20 protein-coding genes are annotated in these 20,529 nt (G+C 37.9%); 17 read left to right on the plus strand and 3 right to left on the minus strand.

Features of this window, described 5'->3' with window-relative positions; genetic code table 11:
- The first annotated feature begins 69 nt into the window (after positions 1 to 69).
- The 12 genes from IGJ66_RS00210 to IGJ66_RS00265 all read left to right on the plus strand — a co-directional run bounded on the left by IGJ66_RS00210 (position 70) and on the right by IGJ66_RS00265 (position 12,747).
- Positions 70 to 1,086 carry a LacI family DNA-binding transcriptional regulator gene (locus IGJ66_RS00210; RefSeq protein ID WP_067483582.1) on the plus strand — a complete coding sequence of 339 codons (1,017 nt, stop codon included), beginning with the start codon at positions 70 to 72 and terminating at the stop codon, positions 1,084 to 1,086.
- Between the two features lie 140 nt (positions 1,087 to 1,226).
- Positions 1,227 to 2,528 (plus strand): pyrimidine-nucleoside phosphorylase, encoded by a 1,302-nt coding sequence (locus IGJ66_RS00215; protein WP_071868760.1) that lies wholly within the window; start codon positions 1,227 to 1,229, stop codon positions 2,526 to 2,528.
- A 14-nt stretch (positions 2,529 to 2,542) separates the two neighbouring features.
- Positions 2,543 to 3,205 (plus strand): deoxyribose-phosphate aldolase, encoded by a 663-nt coding sequence (gene deoC, locus IGJ66_RS00220; RefSeq protein ID WP_071868759.1) that lies wholly within the window; start codon positions 2,543 to 2,545, stop codon positions 3,203 to 3,205.
- Position 3,206: 1 nt separating this feature from the next.
- Entirely contained in the window at positions 3,207 to 3,608 is a 402-nt protein-coding gene (locus IGJ66_RS00225) for a cytidine deaminase (RefSeq protein ID WP_067483577.1), read from the plus strand.
- A gap of 61 nt (positions 3,609 to 3,669) precedes the next feature.
- Entirely contained in the window at positions 3,670 to 4,761 is a 1,092-nt protein-coding gene (locus tag IGJ66_RS00230) for a BMP family lipoprotein (RefSeq protein ID WP_067483707.1), read from the plus strand.
- 213 nt (positions 4,762 to 4,974) lie between these two features.
- Positions 4,975 to 6,537, plus strand: coding sequence for an ABC transporter ATP-binding protein (locus IGJ66_RS00235; RefSeq protein ID WP_270607867.1), 1,563 nt, complete (start codon positions 4,975 to 4,977; stop codon positions 6,535 to 6,537).
- Positions 6,530 to 7,663 carry an ABC transporter permease gene (locus tag IGJ66_RS00240; RefSeq protein WP_067483573.1) on the plus strand — a complete coding sequence of 378 codons (1,134 nt, stop codon included), beginning with the start codon at positions 6,530 to 6,532 and terminating at the stop codon, positions 7,661 to 7,663. Before IGJ66_RS00235 ends, IGJ66_RS00240 begins: the two co-directional genes overlap by 8 nt.
- Positions 7,663 to 8,619, plus strand: a complete 957-nt coding sequence (locus IGJ66_RS00245; RefSeq protein ID WP_067483571.1) for an ABC transporter permease — start codon at positions 7,663 to 7,665, stop codon at positions 8,617 to 8,619. Before IGJ66_RS00240 ends, IGJ66_RS00245 begins: the two co-directional genes overlap by 1 nt.
- Positions 8,620 to 8,721: 102 nt before the next feature.
- The gene (gene deoB, locus IGJ66_RS00250; protein ID WP_067483569.1) at positions 8,722 to 9,888 is read left to right on the plus strand and encodes a phosphopentomutase; all 1,167 of its coding nucleotides are present in this window, start codon (positions 8,722 to 8,724) and stop codon (positions 9,886 to 9,888) included.
- Positions 9,889 to 9,922: 34 nt separating this feature from the next.
- Positions 9,923 to 10,741 carry a purine-nucleoside phosphorylase gene (locus tag IGJ66_RS00255; RefSeq protein WP_067483566.1) on the plus strand — a complete coding sequence of 273 codons (819 nt, stop codon included), beginning with the start codon at positions 9,923 to 9,925 and terminating at the stop codon, positions 10,739 to 10,741.
- Between the two features lie 38 nt (positions 10,742 to 10,779).
- Positions 10,780 to 11,487 carry a purine-nucleoside phosphorylase gene (gene deoD, locus IGJ66_RS00260; RefSeq protein ID WP_270607870.1) on the plus strand — a complete coding sequence of 236 codons (708 nt, stop codon included), beginning with the start codon at positions 10,780 to 10,782 and terminating at the stop codon, positions 11,485 to 11,487.
- A 75-nt stretch (positions 11,488 to 11,562) separates the two neighbouring features.
- The gene (locus IGJ66_RS00265; protein WP_271026976.1) at positions 11,563 to 12,747 is read left to right on the plus strand and encodes an iron-containing alcohol dehydrogenase; all 1,185 of its coding nucleotides are present in this window, start codon (positions 11,563 to 11,565) and stop codon (positions 12,745 to 12,747) included.
- Between the two features lie 58 nt (positions 12,748 to 12,805).
- Here IGJ66_RS00265 and gpmA read toward each other — a convergent pair whose 3' ends face one another.
- From gpmA to rpiA, 3 genes are all read right to left on the minus strand, one after another.
- Positions 12,806 to 13,492, minus strand: a complete 687-nt coding sequence (gpmA, locus tag IGJ66_RS00270; protein ID WP_067483560.1) for a 2,3-diphosphoglycerate-dependent phosphoglycerate mutase — start codon at positions 13,490 to 13,492, stop codon at positions 12,806 to 12,808.
- A 156-nt stretch (positions 13,493 to 13,648) separates the two neighbouring features.
- Positions 13,649 to 14,230, minus strand: a complete 582-nt coding sequence (locus IGJ66_RS00275; RefSeq protein ID WP_067483558.1) for a recombinase family protein — start codon at positions 14,228 to 14,230, stop codon at positions 13,649 to 13,651.
- A 117-nt stretch (positions 14,231 to 14,347) separates the two neighbouring features.
- A complete protein-coding gene (gene rpiA / locus IGJ66_RS00280; RefSeq protein WP_270346035.1) occupies positions 14,348 to 15,037 on the minus strand; it encodes a ribose-5-phosphate isomerase RpiA in 690 nt (229 codons plus the stop codon).
- A gap of 310 nt (positions 15,038 to 15,347) precedes the next feature.
- On the opposite strand from rpiA, the gene rpsL reads away from it, so the two are divergent.
- The 5 genes from rpsL to rpsJ all read left to right on the plus strand — a co-directional run bounded on the left by rpsL (position 15,348) and on the right by rpsJ (position 20,505).
- Positions 15,348 to 15,761 (plus strand): 30S ribosomal protein S12, encoded by a 414-nt coding sequence (rpsL, locus tag IGJ66_RS00285; RefSeq protein WP_002294318.1) that lies wholly within the window; start codon positions 15,348 to 15,350, stop codon positions 15,759 to 15,761.
- Between the two features lie 92 nt (positions 15,762 to 15,853).
- Positions 15,854 to 16,324 (plus strand): 30S ribosomal protein S7, encoded by a 471-nt coding sequence (gene rpsG / locus IGJ66_RS00290; RefSeq protein WP_067483554.1) that lies wholly within the window; start codon positions 15,854 to 15,856, stop codon positions 16,322 to 16,324.
- Positions 16,325 to 16,414: 90 nt separating this feature from the next.
- Positions 16,415 to 18,502 carry an elongation factor G gene (gene fusA / locus IGJ66_RS00295; RefSeq protein WP_067483552.1) on the plus strand — a complete coding sequence of 696 codons (2,088 nt, stop codon included), beginning with the start codon at positions 16,415 to 16,417 and terminating at the stop codon, positions 18,500 to 18,502.
- 172 nt (positions 18,503 to 18,674) lie between these two features.
- Positions 18,675 to 19,862 (plus strand): elongation factor Tu, encoded by a 1,188-nt coding sequence (gene tuf, locus IGJ66_RS00300; RefSeq protein WP_067483550.1) that lies wholly within the window; start codon positions 18,675 to 18,677, stop codon positions 19,860 to 19,862.
- A gap of 334 nt (positions 19,863 to 20,196) precedes the next feature.
- A complete protein-coding gene (gene rpsJ, locus IGJ66_RS00305; protein WP_005880808.1) occupies positions 20,197 to 20,505 on the plus strand; it encodes a 30S ribosomal protein S10 in 309 nt (102 codons plus the stop codon).
- Positions 20,506 to 20,529: the final 24 nt, after the last annotated feature.

Here is a 20,529-nt window from a genome sequence, read left to right on the forward strand (position 1 = left end):
TCAATTAACTATTTTTTTAGAAAAGGTTTTGTTACACTGATTAAAAGTTCAAGTTGAGGGGGAGAAAAAGTGAAGTTAACAATTAGAGATATTGCTGAGATGGCTGGTGTATCAGTTACAACTGTTTCGCAAATTTTGAATAATAAAGGAAGTCGCTTTAGTGACAAAACTAGAAAAAAAGTTTTGAACATTGTTAATGAACATCATTATAAGCCAGATTATTTTGCTTCAAATGTAATCAACCGTCATTCAAAAACAATTGGAATGATTGTTCCAGATGTAACAGACTTTTTTTTCTCAAAACTAATTGAAGGTGTCGAAAGCTATTTAAATCCACTTGGGTATGTAATTATGTTGTGTAATTCAAGACACAAGCAAGAAAATGAAATCAAATATTTACGTGAATTAGCGCATCGTTCAGTCGATGGGATTTTATTAGCTACACCAAACGTTTTACCAGAGGCTTATGCTTTAGACAGTGGATTTTATAAAAATATGCCGATTATCTTGATTGATCGTGGTTTAAATCGTCGAGATAGTGGCCGCTTAATTGTTAAAGAATATGAGGGAGCGTATCAAGCTGTTTCATTATTTATCAAAGAAGGGCACACAAAAATTGGCATGTTAAAGGAAACAACTGGCTACTATCAACTAGAAGAACGGTTTAATGGCTATCGACATGCACTAAAAGATCATGGAATATCGTTTAATGGGAAATTCGTTGAGCATGGCGAACTAACGGTTCAAGGTGGGTATGACGCAACTAAAAGATTATTGGAACACAAAGATATCACAGCGATTTTTTGTGGAAATGATGCAATGGCAATCGGTTGTTATCAAGCTATTCATGAAATGGGTAAAAAAATTCCGGATGATATTTCTGTCATCGGTTTTGATGGATTAAAATTATCTGAGTACATGATTCCACAATTAACGACGGTGCGACAACCTAGTTTTGATATTGGATTTTATGCGGCTCGTTTTCTAATCGATACGATTGAATTCCCTCAACGCAAAGTTCCGAACAAAGTCTTCGAGACAAAATTAATTATTCGTGAGAGCGTAAAAGCATTGACAAATGGCTAAGTGGGCGGTATATTGCTTATGTAAGTGTTTACAAATGCAAGGCAAAGCCTTTTGCATTTTTAGTAAACCAGTTTACTAAAGTGGTTTACCTTTTATAAAAATAATGTATAATACCGAATGAAGGCTAGGAGGATCAAGCGATGCGAATGGTAGATTTGATTGAAAAAAAGAGGGATGGAAAAACCTTAACAAAGAATGAGATTGATTACATAATTACTAATTATACAAACAATCAAATTCCAGATTATCAGCTCAGCGCATTATTGATGGCAATCTTTTATCAAGATATGACTGATGAAGAAATTACAAACATGACTTTAGCAATGGCAAATTCTGGTGATGTGATCGACTTGACTTCATTGAATGGTATTAAAGTAGATAAACATTCTACGGGTGGAGTTGGAGATACAACTACTTTGATCTTAGCACCGTTAGTTGCAAGTGTGGGTGTAACTGTGGCGAAAATGTCAGGACGTGGGCTTGGTTATACTGGCGGAACGTTAGACAAATTAGAAGCAATTCCTGGATTTAAAATTGAACTTTCAGATGAAGAATTCATTCGAATTGTTAATGAAAGTCAAGTTGCTGTTATTGGACAATCAGGGAATTTAGCCCCAGCGGATAAAAAGCTCTACGCTTTACGTGACGTAACGGCGACTGTAGATTCAATTCCTTTAATTGCTAGCTCAATTATGAGTAAGAAAATTGCAGCTGGTGCGGATGCAATTGTTCTAGATGTAACAACTGGTGACGGTGCCTTCATGAAAAACATTGAGGATGCGAGACGCCTCGCAAAAACAATGACAAGTATTGGCAAACTTGCTAATCGTCAAACGATTGCCGTAATTTCTGATATGTCCGAGCCATTAGGTGAGGCAATCGGTAACAGTTTAGAAGTAGTTGAGGCAATTGAAACATTGCAAGGGAATGGTCCAGAAGACTTAATCGAAATGTGTTACGTATTGGGTAGTCAAATGGTTGTTTTAGCTAAGAAAGCTGACTCTGTAGAAGAGGCTCGTGTAATGCTACAAGAAGCGTTAACTTCAGGTAAAGCCTTAGAAAAATTCAAGGAAATGATTCAAAACCAAGGCGGAGATATTCGCGTGGTTGAAAAACCAGAACTGCTTCTGACAGCACGATATCAAGTAGAACTTCCCGCAAAATCTGCTGGGTTAGTTTCTAAAATCGTTGCTAACGAATTGGGTATCGCGGCGATGATGCTGGGTGCCGGTCGTAAAACGAAAGAAGATGCGATTGATCACGCAGTTGGTTTGAAATTGCATAAAAAAATTGGCGATTCAGTACAAGAAGGCGAATCTTTATTAACTATCTATAGTAATACAGAAGATCTTTCTCAAGTTGTCGAATTATTATATCAAAACATTGAAATCAGTGATTCAGCTAAAAAACCAATTTTAGTACACGATATTATTACTGAGTAGGAAGGAAGAAAAAAATGGAATTAAATCGAATGATTGACCACACAATTTTAAAGGCAGATGCGACAGAGGAAGATGTGTTACGCATCATTGAAGAAGCAAAAAAATATCATTTTTATTCTGTATGTATCAATCCAACTTGGGTTTCATTAGCAAAAGAACAGTTAAAAGGTGAACCTGTTGCAGTCTGTACAGTAATCGGCTTTCCTTTAGGAGCAAATACTTCTGCTGTTAAAGCCTATGAAACGACAGATGCAATCAATAATGGTGCTGACGAAGTGGATATGGTCATCAATATTGGTGCATTGAAATCAAAACAGTTCAATAAAGTTCAACAAGATATTGAGGCAGTAGTCGAAGCGGCAAAAGATCGCGCACTTGTTAAAGTAATTATTGAGACAGCACTGTTAACAAATGAAGAAATCGTCAAAGCTTGTGAACTTGCAAAAATTGCAGGAGCAGACTTTGTTAAGACATCGACTGGGTTTTCAACTGGTGGCGCTAAAGTAGAAGATATACGTTTAATGCGCGCAACTGTTGGTCCTGAAATGGGCGTGAAAGCTTCTGGTGGTATCCACAATGAAGAAGAAGCTGTAGCAATGGTTGAAGCAGGAGCAACACGAATTGGTACGAGTGCTGGAGTTGCTATTATCTCTGGCTCAGTTGGTGAAGGATACTAAAATGAGTGAAGTGGCAAAACAAGAATGGATTGACATTGCTGTAACAGCATTGGAAAAAGCATATGTCCCATATTCACATTTCCCAGTTGGTGCGTGTTTAGTAACAGATACAGAAAAGACGTATCAAGGCGTAAATATTGAGAATGCTTCTTTTGGATTAACCAATTGTGCTGAACGAACGGCATTTTTTAAAGCTGTGTCAGAAGGCGAAAAACAATTTTCTCATTTGGTTATTGCTGGTCACACGCCAGAACCAATTTCACCATGTGGGGCTTGTCGACAAGTAATGGCAGAATTTTGCTCACCAGAAATGCCAGTTACGTTGGTTGGCGATGATGGTGTGACAAAGACAATGACGGTTAGAGAACTACTACCGTATGCATTCACAGAAAAAGATTTATAACCTATGTTCATTCAGTCAGCTGACTGTTGAAAAAACAATTATTTTAGGGGGCTTTACAGAAATGAAAAAAGCAAAATTATTTGGTTTGGGTGCCGTAGCATTAACAGCTGGATTACTTCTAACTGCATGTGGCAATGGCAATAGCGGAACAGATTCAACTGATGGTGGAAGTGGAAGCTCATCAGCAGGAACAACTGCAGCATTAATCACAGATACAGGCGGTGTCGACGACCGTTCATTCAACCAGTCAGCTTGGGAAGGTCTAGAAGCTTGGGGTAAAGAACACAAGCTTTCACGTGGAAACGATGGCTACCAGTATTTCCAATCTTCAAATGAATCAGATTATATTCCAAATATCGACCAAGCTTTAACAGCAGGATTCCAAACAATCTTTGGAATTGGGTATAAATTACAACCTGCCATTAAAGAACAAGCAACAAATAATCCTGAAACAAACTTTGTTATTATCGATGATGTTATTGATGGCTTAGACAACGTAGTTTCTGCAACATTTAAAGACAACGAAGCTTCTTACTTAGCAGGGATTGCTGCAGCTTACACAACTGAAACAAATGTTGTTGGTTTCATTGGCGGAGTAAAAGGTGAAGTTATCGACCGTTTTGATGCTGGATTTACAGCCGGTGTTGAAGCAGGGGCGAAAGAATTAGGTAAAAAAATTGACGTGAAAAACCAATATGCTGGTGATTTCTCTGCACCAGACAAAGGTCGTTCAATTGCACAAGGTATGTACGCACAAAATGCAGACATTATCTTCCATGCTTCAGGCGGAACTGGTAATGGTGTATTCCAAGAAGCAAAATCATTAAATGAATCTGGCGACAAAAAAGTTTGGGTAATCGGTGTTGACCGTGACCAATCAGACGAAGGCGGCTACACATTAAACGGCGAAGATAAAAACTTCACATTAACATCTACACTTAAAGGTGTGGGCACTGTTGTTGAAGACTTAGCTCAAAAATCTGCAGATGGTGACTTCCCTGGTGGAGAACATACTGTTTATGGCTTGAAAGAAGACGGTGTTGGCTTAACAAAAGGTCAACTTTCTGATGAAGCACAAAAAGCAGTTGATGCTGCTAAAGAAAAAATCATTGCAGGCGATGTAAAAGTTCCTGAAGTTCCAGAAAGCAAATAATAATTTTTCTATAGCCTTGTTAGACAACTGTTTGACAGGGCTATGGTTCAATTTTAGTAGTTGTTTGTTTATTCAAGTGGTCAAAATTTGACTGTTTGAATAAGGGAACACCCCCTGAAGTGAATTTACTTCAATTTGCGAGGACGGATTTCCGATAGTCAGAAATCTTTACTCATCGTTGCCCTAGATAGAAATCGTTAGGATGTGAAAAATGTGGTTCAAGAAAATATTGTCATCGAAATGCGGAATATTACCAAGCAGTTTGGAACATTCAAAGCAAATGACAACATCAATTTGCAAGTAAAAGCTGGGGAGATCCATGCGTTACTTGGAGAAAACGGTGCTGGCAAGTCAACATTAATGAACGTTTTATCTGGCCTTTTAGAACCAACATCAGGAGAAATTTTGATGCATGGGAAAAAGGTTCAAATCACAAGCCCAACTAAAGCCAACCAATTAGGGATTGGAATGGTTCACCAACATTTTATGTTAGTTGATGCGTTCACTGTTACTGAAAACATAATTTTAGGTAGCGAGCCAAGTCGGATGGGAATTGTTGATCGCAAAAAAGCACGTGAAGAAATTCAAAAAGTATCAGAACAATATGGACTGTCAGTTAATCCAGATGCTTACGTTCGTGATATTTCTGTTGGAATGGAACAACGTGTCGAGATTTTAAAAACACTTTATCGTGGTGCAGATGTCTTGATTTTTGATGAACCAACAGCTGTTTTGACACCACAAGAAATTGATGAACTAATTTTGATTATGAAAGAATTAGTTAAAGAAGGTAAATCTATTATTTTGATTACCCATAAATTAGATGAGATTAAAGCCGTAGCTGATCGCTGTACAGTTATCAGACGAGGTCAAGGAATTGGAACTGTCAATGTAAAAGATGTTAGTTCACAGCAACTTGCTGATATGATGGTTGGCCGAACGGTTTCATTTAAAACGGATAAAAAAGAAGCTCGCCCTCAAGAAGTTGTCCTAGCGATTGAAGATTTAGTTGTAAATGAAAATCGTGGATTAGAAGCAGTAAAAAGCTTAAATCTAGAAGTTCGTGCAGGAGAAGTTTTAGGAATTGCAGGAATTGATGGCAATGGTCAATCTGAGTTGATTCAAGCATTAACTGGTTTGCGAAAAGTTGAAAGTGGAAGTATTCGCTTAAAGGGTGAAGAAATTAGTAATAAACGTCCAAGAAAAATTACGGAGTCTGGCGTCGGCCATGTCCCAGAAGATCGCCATAAATATGGTTTAGTTCTAGACATGACGTTATCTGAAAATATTGCTCTTCAAACATATTATCAATCTCCTTATAGCAAAGTTGGACTATTAAATTATTCAGTTATCAATGAACATGCGAGAGAATTGATTGATGAGTATGATGTTCGTACGACGAATGAATTAGTTCCAGCTAAGGCGCTATCTGGTGGGAATCAACAAAAAGCAATTATTGCACGCGAAATTGATCGCGACCCAGATTTATTGATTGTTGCGAATCCAACACGTGGACTAGATGTAGGAGCCATTGAATTTATCCATAAACGTTTGATCGAACAACGAGATAAGTTCAAAGCAGTATTGTTAGTTAGTTTCGAATTAGAAGAAATTTTAAATGTGTCTGATCGAATTGCTGTGCTTCACCAAGGTAAAATCGTTGGGGTTGTTGATCCAAAAGAAACATCTGAAAATGAATTAGGTCTATTAATGGCGGGCTATTCTTTAGAAGAAGCAAGAAAAGAGTTAGAAAAGGCGGGTGGCGCACATGAATGATCGTAGCGAAAAACTCCGTAATTTACTTGTACCTATTTTTTCAGTAATTTTAGGATTAATTTTAGGTGCATTATTAATGGCAGCTTTTGGATATAACCCAATTCAAGGATACTCTTCTATGTTGGAAGCTGCGCTAGGTTCACAACGAAGTATTGGTGAAACTTTACGACAAGCAACACCGCTCATTTTTACAGCGTTAGGATTTTCAGTGGCGAATTCAGCGGGTTTCTTTAATATCGGGCTTTCTGGACAAGCGCTATGTGGCTGGATTGTTAGTGTGTGGTTTGCGTTGGCCTTTCCAGATCTGCCGAAGGTGATTTTGCTTCCAGCTTGTGTCATCTTAGGTGCTTTGGCAGGGGCGATGGCTGCGGCAATTCCCGGATTATTACGCGCGTTCTTTGGAACCAGTGAAGTAATCGTCACAATTATGATGAATTATATTTTATTGTATTTAAGCACTTATGCTTTACATGATGTGATGCCAGAAAGTTATCGTTCAAGTTTAGACTCATCCAATTTAATTAGTCAAAATGCTTCATTAAGAGTTCCTTGGTTAACCCAAATGTTTGGCGGTTCTCGGGTAAACGCTGGTTTGTTCTTAGCTCTAATTGCTTTGTTCCTTGTGTGGTTACTTATGAAAAAGACAACTTTGGGATATGAAATTCGTTCAGTTGGTCTAAATCCTTTTGCGTCAGAATATGCAGGAATGAGTAGCAAACGAACAATTGTTTTATCAATGGTTATTTCTGGTACACTTGCAGGATTAGGGGGCGTTGTTGAAGGTTTGGGAACGTACCAAAACTTTTTTGTTCAAACAACTTCTTTAGCAATTGGCTTTGACGGAATGGCAGTATCTTTACTGGGCTCTGGTTCAGCAATTGGTGTGTTGCTATCAGCAATTTTATTCAGTATTTTAAAAATCGGTGGTTTGGGAATGCAAACAGGTGCCGGTGTGCCATTTGAAATCGTGAATGTATCAATTGCATTGATTATCTTCTTTATTGGTATTAACTTCTTAATCCGTTTTATTATGGCAAAATTTTTCCAAGGTAAAAAACAAGTAGCTGTAGTTGAAACAATTGAATCTAAATCAACGCATCAAGATCAAGAAGGAGGGAATTTATAATGACAGCTGTAGAATTGATTGCTTTAATCCTTACGTCAACATTAGTTTATTCCACACCTTTGATTTTGACATCGTTAGGTGGAACATTTTCTGAACGAAGCGGAATCGTTAACGTTGGTTTAGAAGGAATTATGGTAATGGGCGCTTTCAGCTCAATCGTATTCAATTTAACGATGAGTCCATCTTTAGGCGCGATGACACCTTGGATTGCCATTCTAGTTGGTGGGATAGTTGGTGTTTTATTTTCATTACTTCATGCAGTGGCAACAGTTAGTCTTCGTGCAGACCACATTATTAGTGGTACGGTAATCAACTTGATGGCACCTGCGTTAGGTGTGTTCTTAGTTAAAGCGTGGTATGGAAAAGGACAAACAGATAATATCACACGAAACTTAGGTTATTTCTCATTTCCTGGGTTATCAAAAATTCCTGTGATTGGTCCAATTTTCTTTAAAAATACATTCTTACCAGCCTATTGTGCTATTTTAATTGCTGTAATTGCTTGGTTTGTCATTTTTAAAACAAGATTTGGTTTACGTCTGCGTTCTGTCGGAGAAAATCCACAAGCTGCAGATACTTTAGGCATCAATGTTTATGCGATGCGTTATTCAGGCGTTTTGCTTTCAGGTTTATTAGGCGGTATGGGTGGTGCAGTATTTGCTCAATCAATCTCAGGTAATTTCTCTGCGGGAACGATTGTTGGCCAAGGTTTCATTTCGATGGCAGCAATGATTTTTGGTAAGTGGAATCCTTTGGGTGTAATGGGTGCATCATTATTCTTTGGTTTTGCACAAAGTTTGAGTATTATAGGAGCACAGCTTCCAGTGATTTCTTCCATTCCACCAGTGTTATTACAAATTGCACCTTACTTGTTAACAATTATCGTCTTAGTTGTTTTCTTAGGACAAGCATCTGGTCCGAAAGCAAATGGGAAGAACTATATCAAATCCAAATAATTTTTAGTTAATAAAAAGGGTGGGACTATGGGAAGTGTTTCTTCGTCTCGCCTTTTTTGTTTAGTTTAAAGTAGAAAAGATGAAAAGAAAGAAGGAATCGAAATGTTTAAACGCGTACACTTAATTGTAATGGATTCAGTCGGAATTGGTGAAGCACCTGATGCAGACAAATTTAATGATGTTGGATCAGATACGCTAGGTCATATTGCAAAAGAAGCAGGTTTAACAATTCCTCACTTAGAAAACTTAGGCTTAGGTGCAATTCGCCCATTAGAAGGAGTAAAGACTGTAACAGATCATCAAGGCTATGCAACAAAATTAGAAGAAGTTTCTGTTGGTAAAGATACGATGACAGGTCACTGGGAAATTATGGGCTTGAATATCAAGACACCATTTCGGGTATTTCCCAATGGATTTCCTGATGAATTATTACAACAAATTGAAGAATTCTCTGGACGAAAAATTGTTTGTAACAAACCTTATAGTGGAACAGCTGTAATTGATGATTATGGTGAACATCAAATGAAGACAGGTGACTTGATTGTTTATACGTCTGCAGATCCTGTTTTGCAAATTGCTGCACATGAAGAAATTATTCCTTTGGAAGAGTTGTATCGTATTTGCCAATTTGTTCGTGATATTACGAAAGATGATCCATACATGATTGGAAGAATTATCGCACGTCCTTATATTGGAGAACCAGGAAACTTTACTCGAACAAGTAACCGTCATGACTATGCTCTTGATCCATTTGGACATACAGTTTTAGACTCATTAAAAGAAGCTGGTAAAGATGTGATTGCTGTTGGCAAAATTAATGACATCTTCAACGGCCAAGGAATCACTCAATCTGTCCGTACTAAAAGTAATATGGATGGTGTAGATCAACTATTAAATGTGATGAAGCAGGATTTCAACGGACTAAGCTTTACTAATTTAGTAGACTTTGATGCTTTATTTGGTCATCGTCGTGATGTTGTTGGTTACGCACATGCAATTGAAGAATTTGATTTACGCATTCCGGAGTTACTTGATGCAATGAATGATGATGATTTATTGTTGATCACAGCAGACCACGGAAATGATCCAACATTCCCAGGAACAGATCATACGCGTGAATATGTACCATTATTGGCTTATAGTAAAAAAATGAATGAACAAGGAAGCTTACCACAAGGGTACTATGCAGATATCTCAGCAACGATTGCTGAAAACTTTGAAGTACCAGCAACTGAAAATGGTGAAAGCTTCTTGAAATTGCTGAAATAATAGTTACTAAAAACCATAACTTAGGAGAAAAAGAATGAAAAAATTAAGCGAAATGTTACAAGAAACAACTCAATTCATCCTTGATCAAGGAGTAAAAGAAATTGAATTTGGTATGATTCTTGGCTCAGGTCTTGGTGAGTTGGCAGATGAAATTGAAGATGCAATTAAGATTCCATATGACAAAATTCCTTTCTTCCCAGTTTCAACAGTTGTTGGACATGCGGGACAACTAGTTTACGGTACATTATCAGGCAAAAAAGTCTTAGCAATGCAAGGACGTTTTCATTTTTATGAAGGGCATTCCATGCAAACAGTTACTTATCCAGTCCGAGTAATGGGCGCTCTTGGTGCACATTCAGTGATCGTAACAAATGCTTGCGGTGGTGTAAATGAATCTTTTGTACCAGGTGATTTGATGTTGATCAGTGATCATATTAATTTTACAGGCACTAATCCGTTGATTGGACCAAATGAAGATGAAATCGGCCCACGTTTCCCGGATATGAGTCAAGCTTACACACCTGCGTATCGAGAATCTGCAAAAGAAGTTGCTAACAAGTTAGGGTTAGACTTAAAAGAAGGTGTCTACATGGGTTATTCAGGTCCAACTTATGAAACGCCAGCAGAAATTAAAATGTCACGTGTCATGGGTGCTGATGCAGTTGGAATGTCGACTGTACCGGAAGTAATCGTTGCGGCACATGGTGGATTAAAGGTGTTGGGTATTTCTTGTATCACAAACTTAGCGGCAGGAATGCAAGCAAATTTAAACCACGAAGAAGTAGTGGAAACAACGGAACGTGTTAAACAATCATTTAAAGCTTTAGTGAAAGAAACCCTGGCAGTATTATAAAAAGAGTAGTAGTTGAAAATGAAGGAGAGATAAACTAAATGAGTGTTCATATCGAAGCAAAACAAGGCGAAATTGCTGATAAGATTTTACTTCCAGGAGACCCACTACGTGCAAAATATATTGCAGAAACTTTTTTAGAAAATCCGGTTTGTTATAATCAAGTTCGTGGAATGTTAGGTTATACAGGAGAATATAAAGGTGAGCGTGTTTCTGTACAAGGTACAGGGATGGGGATGCCTTCAGCGACTATTTATGCGCATGAACTAATTAATTCTTATGGCGTGAAAAAATTGATTCGCGTTGGGACTTGTGGTGCGTTATCAAAAGATGTTCATGTGAGAGATTTAGTGATTGCTCAAGGTGCAGCAACAAGTTCATCTATGATTGAAAAGAATTTTCATCAATTCCATTTTCCACCAATTGGTGATTTCGATTTACTATTAAAAGCTTACGAATTTGCTAAAAGAAAAGGGTACACGACTCATGTAGGAAATGTTTTGTCAGAAGATACCTTTTATAAAGATGATTTAACTGAAACACTAAAGCTAGCTGAACTTGGCGTTTTGGGTGTTGAGATGGAAGCTGCAGCACTTTACTATTTGGGTGCAAAATATAAAGTGCAAACATTAGGAATTATGACAGTTAGTGATCATTTGATTACTGGAGAAGAAACAACGGCACAAGAACGTCAAACAACGTTTAATGAAATGATTGAAGTCGGTTTAGAGACAGCAATCGCAAAATAATTGTAGAAAAAGCTTGGAACGACTATTATTAATGTTGGTTCCAGGCTTTTTTAATAGGTAAGGAGGAAAAGAAAAATGGAAAACTTTCGCTTTGATGTAGCAACAGATATTCGTTTTGGTAAAGATCGTTGGGACGAATTACCAGAGGTCTTAAATCAGTTTGGAAAAAATATTTTACTTGTTTATGGTGGAGGAAGTATTAAAAAAAATGGTGTTTATCAAAATATTATGAGTCGTCTGCAAGAACATGATTTCAATGTGACAGAACTAAGTGGGGTAGAACCAAATCCTCGTATTGAAACAGTTAGAAAAGGGATTGCTCTTTGTCATGAAAATCAAATTGATGTAATTCTTCCAGTCGGCGGAGGTTCAACAATTGATTGCGCTAAAGTGATTGGTGCTGGCGTTTTCTATGAGGGAGATCCATGGGATTTAGTCATCAAAAAAGCAAACGTCGGGAAAGTATTACCATTAGTAACAGTTTTAACACTTGCGGCAACCGGAAGCGAAATGAATCGAGGAGCGGTCATTTCAAATCCCAAAACAAATCAAAAACTAGGTCTAGGTGGTTGGGAAATGTTACCCAAAGTTTCATTTCTTGATCCAACAACGACATTCACTGTACCAAAGAATCAAACGGCGGCAGGCTCAGCAGATATTTTCAGTCATCTAACTGAAAATTATTTTAAGCGGACCGCTGGAACAGATATTCAAGATTTCGTTGCAGAAGGAATTTTTAGAACAGTCATTAAAAATTGCCCAATTGCATTGAAGTATCCAGATGATTATGATGCACGAGCAAACTTAATGTGGGCTAGTACCTTAGCTCTAAATGGATTAACTGGTAATGGAAAGACGGGTGCGTGGTCCTGCCATCCAATTGAACATGAATTAAGTGCATTTTATGATATTACGCATGGCGTTGGCTTGGCTATTTTGACGCCACGCTGGATGAATTATGCATTGAATGAAGAAACTGAAGAAAAATTTGCACAATTTGCTCGTAACGTGTGGGGAATTCAAGAGTCAGTAAATCATCTTGCTGCAAAAGAAGGAATTCAAAAAACATATGATTACTTTAAAGCATGCGGCATACCTATGACTTTGCCTGAGGTAGGGATTGATGAAACCAAATTTTCTTTGATGGCAGAACAAGCTGTTAAGCACAGTCAAATTGCTACAGATGCGTATGTTCCATTGGATGAACAAGCAGTCGAAAAAATTTTGCGCGAGTGTTTGACAGAATCTAATTATTTATAAGTAAAAAAGGAGTGGCGATTTTATCGCCACTCCTTTTTTTGCTTATAATCAATGAAAATTATAAGTAGTATTTTTTAGCAACAGTTAGATCATCATTCAATTCATAAACAAGTGGTTGACCTGTTGGAATTTCAAGATCCATAATGTCTTCGTCAGAGATTCCTTCGATATGTTTTGCTAAAGCGCGTAATGAGTTACCATGTGCAGCTACTAAAACAGTTTTGTCGTCTAGTAATGCTGGAGCAATATGATCTTGCCAGAATGGTAAAGCACGTTCCAAAGTAACTTTTAAGTTTTCGCCACCAGGAATATCGCGTTTGTCTAACATAGCGTAACGACGTTCGTTTGCAGCTGAACCTTCGTCAGTTTCGTCCAATAATGGAGGAAGAGTGTCGTAAGAACGGCGCCAAATATGAACTTGTTCATCACCATATTTTTCAGCAGTTTCTTTTTTGTTCAAGCCTTGTAATTTACCATAATGACGTTCGTTTAAGCGCCATGATTTTACTTGAGGTACCCAAAGTTGATCTGAGTATTCTAAGATAAGGTTACAAGTTTTGATGGCACGAGTTAAAACAGAAGTGTAAGCAATATCAAATTCGATTCCAGCTTCTTTGATTTTGCGTCCGCCTTCTTTTGCTTCTTCGATACCTTCTGGTGCTAAGTTTACATCAGCCCAACCAGTAAATTGGTTTAAAGCGTTCCATTCACTAAGACCGTGACGAGAAAAAACTAATTTTGGCATGTTGTGTGCTCCTTTTTAAAATGTATTTATTTCTGAAAATTTCAGTTCTTGTTTATTGTACAATTTTTTTGAAAAGATTTCCATTGAAAATGATAGAAGATTGAATTCAGATACACAAAAAAATAAGTAATCTTCGGAAAGATTACTTATTTTTAATTAATTATATAATTGCTCAATATCTTTTTCTGGAAGATTTATATATTTATAGCAAGTTCCAACTGAAACACCACATTTTGATGAAATAAATTGAATTGTTTCTTTCTTCTCATAATAAAGGCGACGAATTTTTTTGATGGTTTTGGCATCAATTTTAGGACGGCCGCCAATTTTCCCTTTTTTACGTGCTTCATTCAAGCCAATTAAAGTGCGTTCTTTAATCAATGAGCATTCCATCGTAGCTAGACCTTCCATTAATTGAAAGTAAACCTTGCCCATTGGTTTACGAGTATCGATTTCTTCAGCGATACTTACTAAATGGAGCCCACGATCGTTAAAAAGTTTTGTGAATTCCGTTAATTGTCTTGTTGATTTGCCAAGACGATGAAGTTGGCAAATGACAAGAGTATCTCCTTGTTGCATTTGTTCAATGACGGATTGTAATTTGATCATTGTCTCAGCATCTTTTGCTTCGTACGTTTCATGGAAAATTTCCTGACAACCAAAGGTAGATAGTTGTTCAACCTGAGTTGTTAAATCAACATCGTTTATGGTTGTGCGTGCATAACCAATAATTTTCATGATGATTCCTTTCTAGCGGTGAATTTTAAACAGAATACAATAGTAAAAATTTAGCATAAAGCCCACTAAAAAGATAGTATTTTAGTGGATTTTATCTAGAAGCTTTATCTGAAAATACTATGCTTTAGGGGCATGTGGTGTATCCAAAATTTTCACACCATTTTCGGATCCGACAACTACTTTTGAAACAAGATTCAAGAATAAGCCATGCTCAACAACACCAACGAGATTATCTAAGTAGTCAGCAAGTATTTCTGGTTGTTCAATAGTTTGAAGGTGTAAATCAATAATGAAATGACCACTATCAGTTTTAAGTGTTTCACCATCAGCTGTTTTTCGTAAAACTGGATGAAAATCTTTTGCTTCAAATAGACGTAATAGTTGTTGCGAACCATAAGGGATAACTTCAACAGGAAGAGGGAAATCACCAAGGTTTTCGACTAATTTTGATTCATCAACGATCCAAATCGTTTCTTTTGAATAAGTAGCAACGATTTTTTCGAATAGTAAGGCTGCACCTCCACCTTTAATCCCTTGGAAATCAGTACTAATTTCATCTGCGCCATCAATTGTTAAGTCAACCTCAACAACATCATCAATACTCTTTAATGGAATGCCAAGTTTCTCAGCTTGTTCTTTCGTAGCGTTTGATGTTGTTACACCTATGATATTTAAGCCTTCTTCTCGCATACGACGACCAAGTTCTTCTACCATATAGTAAGCAGTAGATCCTGTTCCAAGACCAACGATCATACCATCTTTGACAAATTTTGCGGCTTCGATACCAGCTTGTTGTTTTAGATTCATGTTTGCTTTTCCCCTTTTTTGAGTTTGAGCTTTCCTGCTTATTTTAGCGTTTATTTTAGTAAAAAGATACCTTTCTTTGGTACCAATTTGAATGATTTTCAAAAAAAATATGGAACAAGTTGACATGGGTTTTCATTCGTGCTATTCTAACGAAGGTGCTTTATCTACAGGTCTCTGTAAAGAGACGTGCTGACTGTTTATCAAAGCATATTTGATAAAGATGCAGACATTGCATTTATTTTTTATCGCAAAAAAAGAACCACCTGGATGTGTGGAACTAGATGCGAATGAGGGAAGGAGGAAACAAGGAATGCCTACAATTAACCAATTAGTACGTAAACCTCGTAAATCAAAGGTGGAAAAATCAAATTCACCTGCTTTGAACAAAGGATATAACAGCTTTAAGAAAACTCAAACTAACGTGAACTCTCCTCAAAAACGTGGGGTAGCAACTCGTGTGGGAACTATGACACCTAAAAAACCGAACTCAGCTTTGCGTAAATATGCTCGTGTTCGTTTGTCAAACTTGATTGAAGTTACTGCTTATATCCCAGGGATTGGTCATAATTTACAAGAACATAGCGTTGTATTATTACGCGGTGGACGTGTAAAAGACTTACCAGGGGTACGTTACCACATCGTTCGTGGTGCACTAGATACTGCTGGTGTTAACGATCGTAAACAAAGCCGTTCTAAATACGGTACTAAGAAACCTAAAGCTTAATTTTAATTAATTAGCCAAACAAACAATTAAACTTTACTTCTATATAAAAGGAGTAAATACTAAGAACTATATTTCGGAAGGAGGAGTTACGGATGCCACGTAAAGGTCCTGTTGCAAAACGTGATGTTTTACCAGATCCTATTTATAACTCAAAATTAGTAACTCGCTTAATCAACCGTGTAATGGTTGATGGAAAACGCGGGATTGCAGCTAACATTATCTATAATGCCTTTGATTTAATCAAAGAATCTACAGGTAACGATCCATTAGAAGTGTTTGAACAAGCAATGAAAAATGTAATGCCTGTTCTTGAAGTTAAAGCACGTCGTGTTGGGGGTTCAAACTATCAAGTACCAGTTGAAGTTCGCCCTGAACGTCGTACAACTCTAGGTCTTCGTTGGGTAGTAAACTACGCTCGCTTGCGCGGTGAACACACAATGGAAGAACGTCTAGCTAAAGAAATCATGGACGCTGCAAACAACACAGGTGCTTCTGTTAAAAAACGTGAAGACACTCATAAAATGGCAGATGCTAACCGTGCGTTTGCTCACTACCGCTGGTAAGATTCTCTCTGTTTGGTCGGCTTTGTGCCGACCTCAGAAGATATCCTTATTTTTAGCAACTAGATAGTAAAGAGAGGAGAAACAAGGAGAATGACCAGAGAATTTTCTTTAGATAATACTCGTAATATCGGTATCATGGCCCATATTGATGCTGGTAAAACAACTGCTACTGAACGTATCTTGTACTATACTGGTAAAATCCATAAAATTGGTGAAACTCATGAAGGAGCTTCACAAATGGACTGGATGGAACAAGAACAAGAACGTGGAATTACGATCACTTCTGCTGCAACAACTGCACAATGGAAGGGTCACCGAATCAACATCATCGACACACCAGGACACGTAGACTTCACTGTTGAAGTTGAACGTTCATTGCGTGTACTTGATGGTGCTGTTACAGTCCTTGATGCACAATCAGGTGTAGAACCTCAAACTGAAACAGTTTGGCGTCAAGCTACAACTTATGGTGTACCTCGTATTGTATTTGCAAACAAAATGGATAAAATTGGTGCTGACTTCTTATACTCAGTATCAACTTTACATGACCGCTTGCAAGCAAATGCTCACCCAATTCAATTACCAATTGGTGCTGAAGATGACTTCACAGGAATTATTGACCTTGTAACAATGAAGGCTGAAATCTATACAAATGATTTAGGTACTGAAATTGAAGAACGAGAAATTCCAGAAGAATATCGTGAATTAGCTGAAGAATGGCGTGAAAAATTGGTTGAAGCAGTTGCTGAAACTGATGAAGAACTTACTTTAAAATACTTAGAAGGTGAAGAAATCACTGAAGCTGAGTTAAAAGAAGGTATTCGTCGCGCAACACTTGGCGTAGACTTCTACCCAGTATTATGTGGTTCAGCATTTAAGAACAAAGGGGTTCAATTATTATTGGACGCTGTTCTTGACTACTTACCATCACCATTAGATATTCCTGCTATTAAAGGGATTGATCCTAAAACTGACGAAGAAGTTTTACGTCCTGCAGACGATGAAGCTCCTTTCTCAGCATTAGCATTTAAAGTTATGACTGACCCATTCGTAGGTCGTCTAACTTTCTTCCGTGTGTACTCTGGTGTCTTGAAATCAGGTTCATACGTACAAAATGCAACAAAAGGCAAACGCGAACGTGTTGGTCGTATCTTACAGATGCATGCTAACTCACGTTCAGAAATCTCTGAAGTTTACGCTGGAGATATCGCTGCTGCTGTTGGTTTGAAAGATACAACAACTGGGGACACTCTTTGTGATGAAAAGAATTTAGTAATTCTTGAATCAATGGAATTCCCAGAACCAGTTATCCAAGTCGCTATTGAACCTAAATCAAAAGCTGACCAAGATAAAATGGGTGTTGCTCTTCAAAAACTATCTGAAGAAGATCCTACTTTCCGCGCTGAAACAAACGTGGAAACAGGCGAAACTATTATCGCTGGTATGGGTGAACTTCACTTAGACATTATCGTAGACCGTATGCGTCGCGAATTTAAAGTTGAAGCTAACGTAGGTGCTCCTCAAGTATCTTACCGTGAAACTTTCCGTTCTGGCACTCAAGCCGAAGGTAAGTTTGTACGTCAGTCTGGTGGTAAAGGTCAATACGGTCACGTATGGGTTGAATTTACTCCAAACGAAGAAGGCGGCGGCTTTGAATTTGAAAATGCAATCGTTGGTGGGGTTGTTCCTCGTGAATATATCCCAGCTGTTGAAACAGGTTTGAAAGATGCTATGGAAAATGGTGTCTTAGCTGGGTATCCATTAGTTGATATCAAAGCAAAACTTTACGATGGTTCATACCATGATGTCGATTCAAATGAAACTGCCTTCCGTGTTGCTGCTTCTATGGCATTGCGTGCGGCAGCTAAGAAAGCTAATCCAGTTATCCTTGAACCAATCATGGGTGTTGAAGTAGTTATTCCAGAAGATTACTTAGGTGATGTTATGGGACACGTTACTGCACGTCGTGGTCGCGTTGAAGGTATGGAAGCTCGCGCTGGCGGACAACAAGTTGTTCGTGCTATGGTCCCTCTTGCTGAAATGTTTGGTTATGCTACAACTCTTCGTTCAGCTACTCAAGGTCGTGGTACATTTACTATGACATTTGACCACTACGAAGATGTACCAAAATCAGTTCAAGAAGAAATCATTAAGAAAAACGGCGGAAAAGCTGAATAATTTCTTAAAAACTTGATAATCACGTAAAGAGATTATCTAAAGAGACTATATTTTTAATATAGTTTCGTGTAAAATAACTATCGATGATATGGGCATGTGATGTACGTTGAGTACATCATGTTCCTATCAGATAAATAAAAAATTATATTGTATTTTGGGAGGACATTTTAAAATGGCAAAAGAAAAATTTGACCGTTCTAAACCACACGTTAACATTGGTACTATTGGCCACGTTGACCATGGTAAAACTACATTAACAGCTGCAATCACAACTGTACTATCTAAGAAAAACGGCGGCCAAGCTATGGCTTACGATCAAATCGATGGTGCTCCAGAAGAACGCGAACGCGGAATCACTATTTCAACAGCTCACGTTGAGTATGAAACTGACGCACGTCACTACGCTCACGTTGACTGCCCAGGACACGCGGACTACGTTAAAAACATGATCACTGGTGCTGCTCAAATGGATGGAGCTATCTTAGTAGTTTCTGCTGCTGATGGCCCTATGCCTCAAACTCGTGAACACATCCTATTGTCACGTCAAGTTGGTGTTCCTTACATCGTTGTATTCTTGAACAAAGTTGACATGGTTGACGACGAAGAATTATTAGAATTAGTTGAAATGGAAGTTCGTGACTTATTAACAGAATACGAATTCCCTGGTGATGATGTTCCTGTTGTTGCTGGTTCAGCTTTAAAAGCTCTAGAAGGCGACGCTTCATACGAAGAAAAAATCCTTGAATTAATGGCTGCAGTTGACGAATATATCCCAACTCCAGAACGTGAAAACGACAAACCATTCATGATGCCAGTTGAAGATGTATTCTCAATTACTGGTCGTGGTACTGTTGCAACTGGTCGTGTTGAACGTGGACAAGTTCGCGTTGGAGACGAAGTTGAAGTTGTTGGTATTGCTGAAGAAACTTCAAAAACAACTGTAACTGGTGTTGAAATGTTCCGTAAATTATTGGATTACGCTGAAGCAGGCGATAACATTGGTGCATTATTACGTGGTGTTTCACGTGACGATATCCAACGTGGTCAAGTTTTAGCTAAACCAGGTACAATTACACCTCATACAAAATTCTCTGCAGAAGTATATGTGTTGACTAAAGAAGAAGGTGGACGTCATACTCCATTCTTCACTAACTACCGTCCACAATTCTACTTCCGTACAACAGATGTAACTGGTGTTGTTGAATTACCAGAAGGAACTGAAATGGTTATGCCTGGCGACAACGTAACTATGGAAGTTGAATTAATTCACCCAATCGCTATCGAAAACGGTACTAAATTCTCAATCCGTGAAGGCGGACGTACAGTTGGTGCCGGTGTCGTTACTGAAATCAAAGCTTAATTTTTTAAGCCTAATTAATGCAACATTATATTCGGACCTAAAAGCTCGAAGCAATCATTATTTAGTGGTTGTTTCGAGCTTTTTCTTTTCTTTATGAAAAAATATGAAAATAAATTGAATTTCCAAAGAAAAAGTCTTGCGTTGTGTGTTTGAATATACTATAATTACAAAGGTGCGTTTACCTTGGTGAATTGCACAGACGGAATCAATTTGATTCTTGTCGGCTAAGAAACGAGAGGTTGCGACACGCCCGGACGCTTTGCCACGAACGAGCGTGACGGAAATTTTCGTGGAGCTATGTCTACTTTTCAAAATAGGCGAAGGAGGGAACAAGATGGCAAAACAAAAAATTCGTATCCGTTTAAAAGCGTATGAACACCGTATTTTAGATCAATCAGCGGATAAAATTGTAGAAACTGCAAAAAGAACTGGAGCTAGTGTATCTGGTCCAATTCCATTACCAACAGAACGTAGTCTTTACACTGTTATTCGTGCGACTCATAAATACAAAGATTCTCGCGAACAATTCGAAATGCGTACTCACAAACGTCTAATTGACATTGTGAACCCAACACCAAAAACTGTTGATGCTTTGATGAAGCTAGACTTACCATCTGGTGTAAACATCGAAATCAAACTATAAAAAAACTAAATTAATGGAGGTGTA

It is taken from the genome of Enterococcus sp. DIV0176 (assembly GCF_050528535.1).
Classification (GTDB): domain Bacteria; phylum Bacillota; class Bacilli; order Lactobacillales; family Enterococcaceae; genus Enterococcus_B; species Enterococcus_B thailandicus.

Coding starts and splice junctions, on each gene's coding strand:
- IGJ66_RS00230 (WP_067483707.1), top strand. CDS start 3,670: ATGAAAAAAGCAAAATTATTTGGTTTGGGTGCCGTAGCATTAACAGCT.
- IGJ66_RS00255 (WP_067483566.1), top strand. CDS start 9,923: ATGAAAAAATTAAGCGAAATGTTACAAGAAACAACTCAATTCATCCTT.
- rpiA (WP_270346035.1), bottom strand. CDS start 15,037: ATGAATCTAAAACAACAAGCTGGTATCGAAGCCGCAAAATTTGTCAAA.
- rpsL (WP_002294318.1), top strand. CDS start 15,348: ATGCCTACAATTAACCAATTAGTACGTAAACCTCGTAAATCAAAGGTG.
- deoD (WP_270607870.1), top strand. CDS start 10,780: ATGAGTGTTCATATCGAAGCAAAACAAGGCGAAATTGCTGATAAGATT.
- fusA (WP_067483552.1), top strand. CDS start 16,415: ATGACCAGAGAATTTTCTTTAGATAATACTCGTAATATCGGTATCATG.
- tuf (WP_067483550.1), top strand. CDS start 18,675: ATGGCAAAAGAAAAATTTGACCGTTCTAAACCACACGTTAACATTGGT.
- rpsG (WP_067483554.1), top strand. CDS start 15,854: ATGCCACGTAAAGGTCCTGTTGCAAAACGTGATGTTTTACCAGATCCT.
- IGJ66_RS00245 (WP_067483571.1), top strand. CDS start 7,663: ATGACAGCTGTAGAATTGATTGCTTTAATCCTTACGTCAACATTAGTT.
- deoB (WP_067483569.1), top strand. CDS start 8,722: ATGTTTAAACGCGTACACTTAATTGTAATGGATTCAGTCGGAATTGGT.
- rpsJ (WP_005880808.1), top strand. CDS start 20,197: ATGGCAAAACAAAAAATTCGTATCCGTTTAAAAGCGTATGAACACCGT.
- IGJ66_RS00240 (WP_067483573.1), top strand. CDS start 6,530: ATGAATGATCGTAGCGAAAAACTCCGTAATTTACTTGTACCTATTTTT.
- IGJ66_RS00225 (WP_067483577.1), top strand. CDS start 3,207: ATGAGTGAAGTGGCAAAACAAGAATGGATTGACATTGCTGTAACAGCA.
- IGJ66_RS00265 (WP_271026976.1), top strand. CDS start 11,563: ATGGAAAACTTTCGCTTTGATGTAGCAACAGATATTCGTTTTGGTAAA.
- deoC (WP_071868759.1), top strand. CDS start 2,543: ATGGAATTAAATCGAATGATTGACCACACAATTTTAAAGGCAGATGCG.
- IGJ66_RS00275 (WP_067483558.1), bottom strand. CDS start 14,230: ATGAAAATTATTGGTTATGCACGCACAACCATAAACGATGTTGATTTA.
- IGJ66_RS00215 (WP_071868760.1), top strand. CDS start 1,227: ATGCGAATGGTAGATTTGATTGAAAAAAAGAGGGATGGAAAAACCTTA.
- gpmA (WP_067483560.1), bottom strand. CDS start 13,492: ATGCCAAAATTAGTTTTTTCTCGTCACGGTCTTAGTGAATGGAACGCT.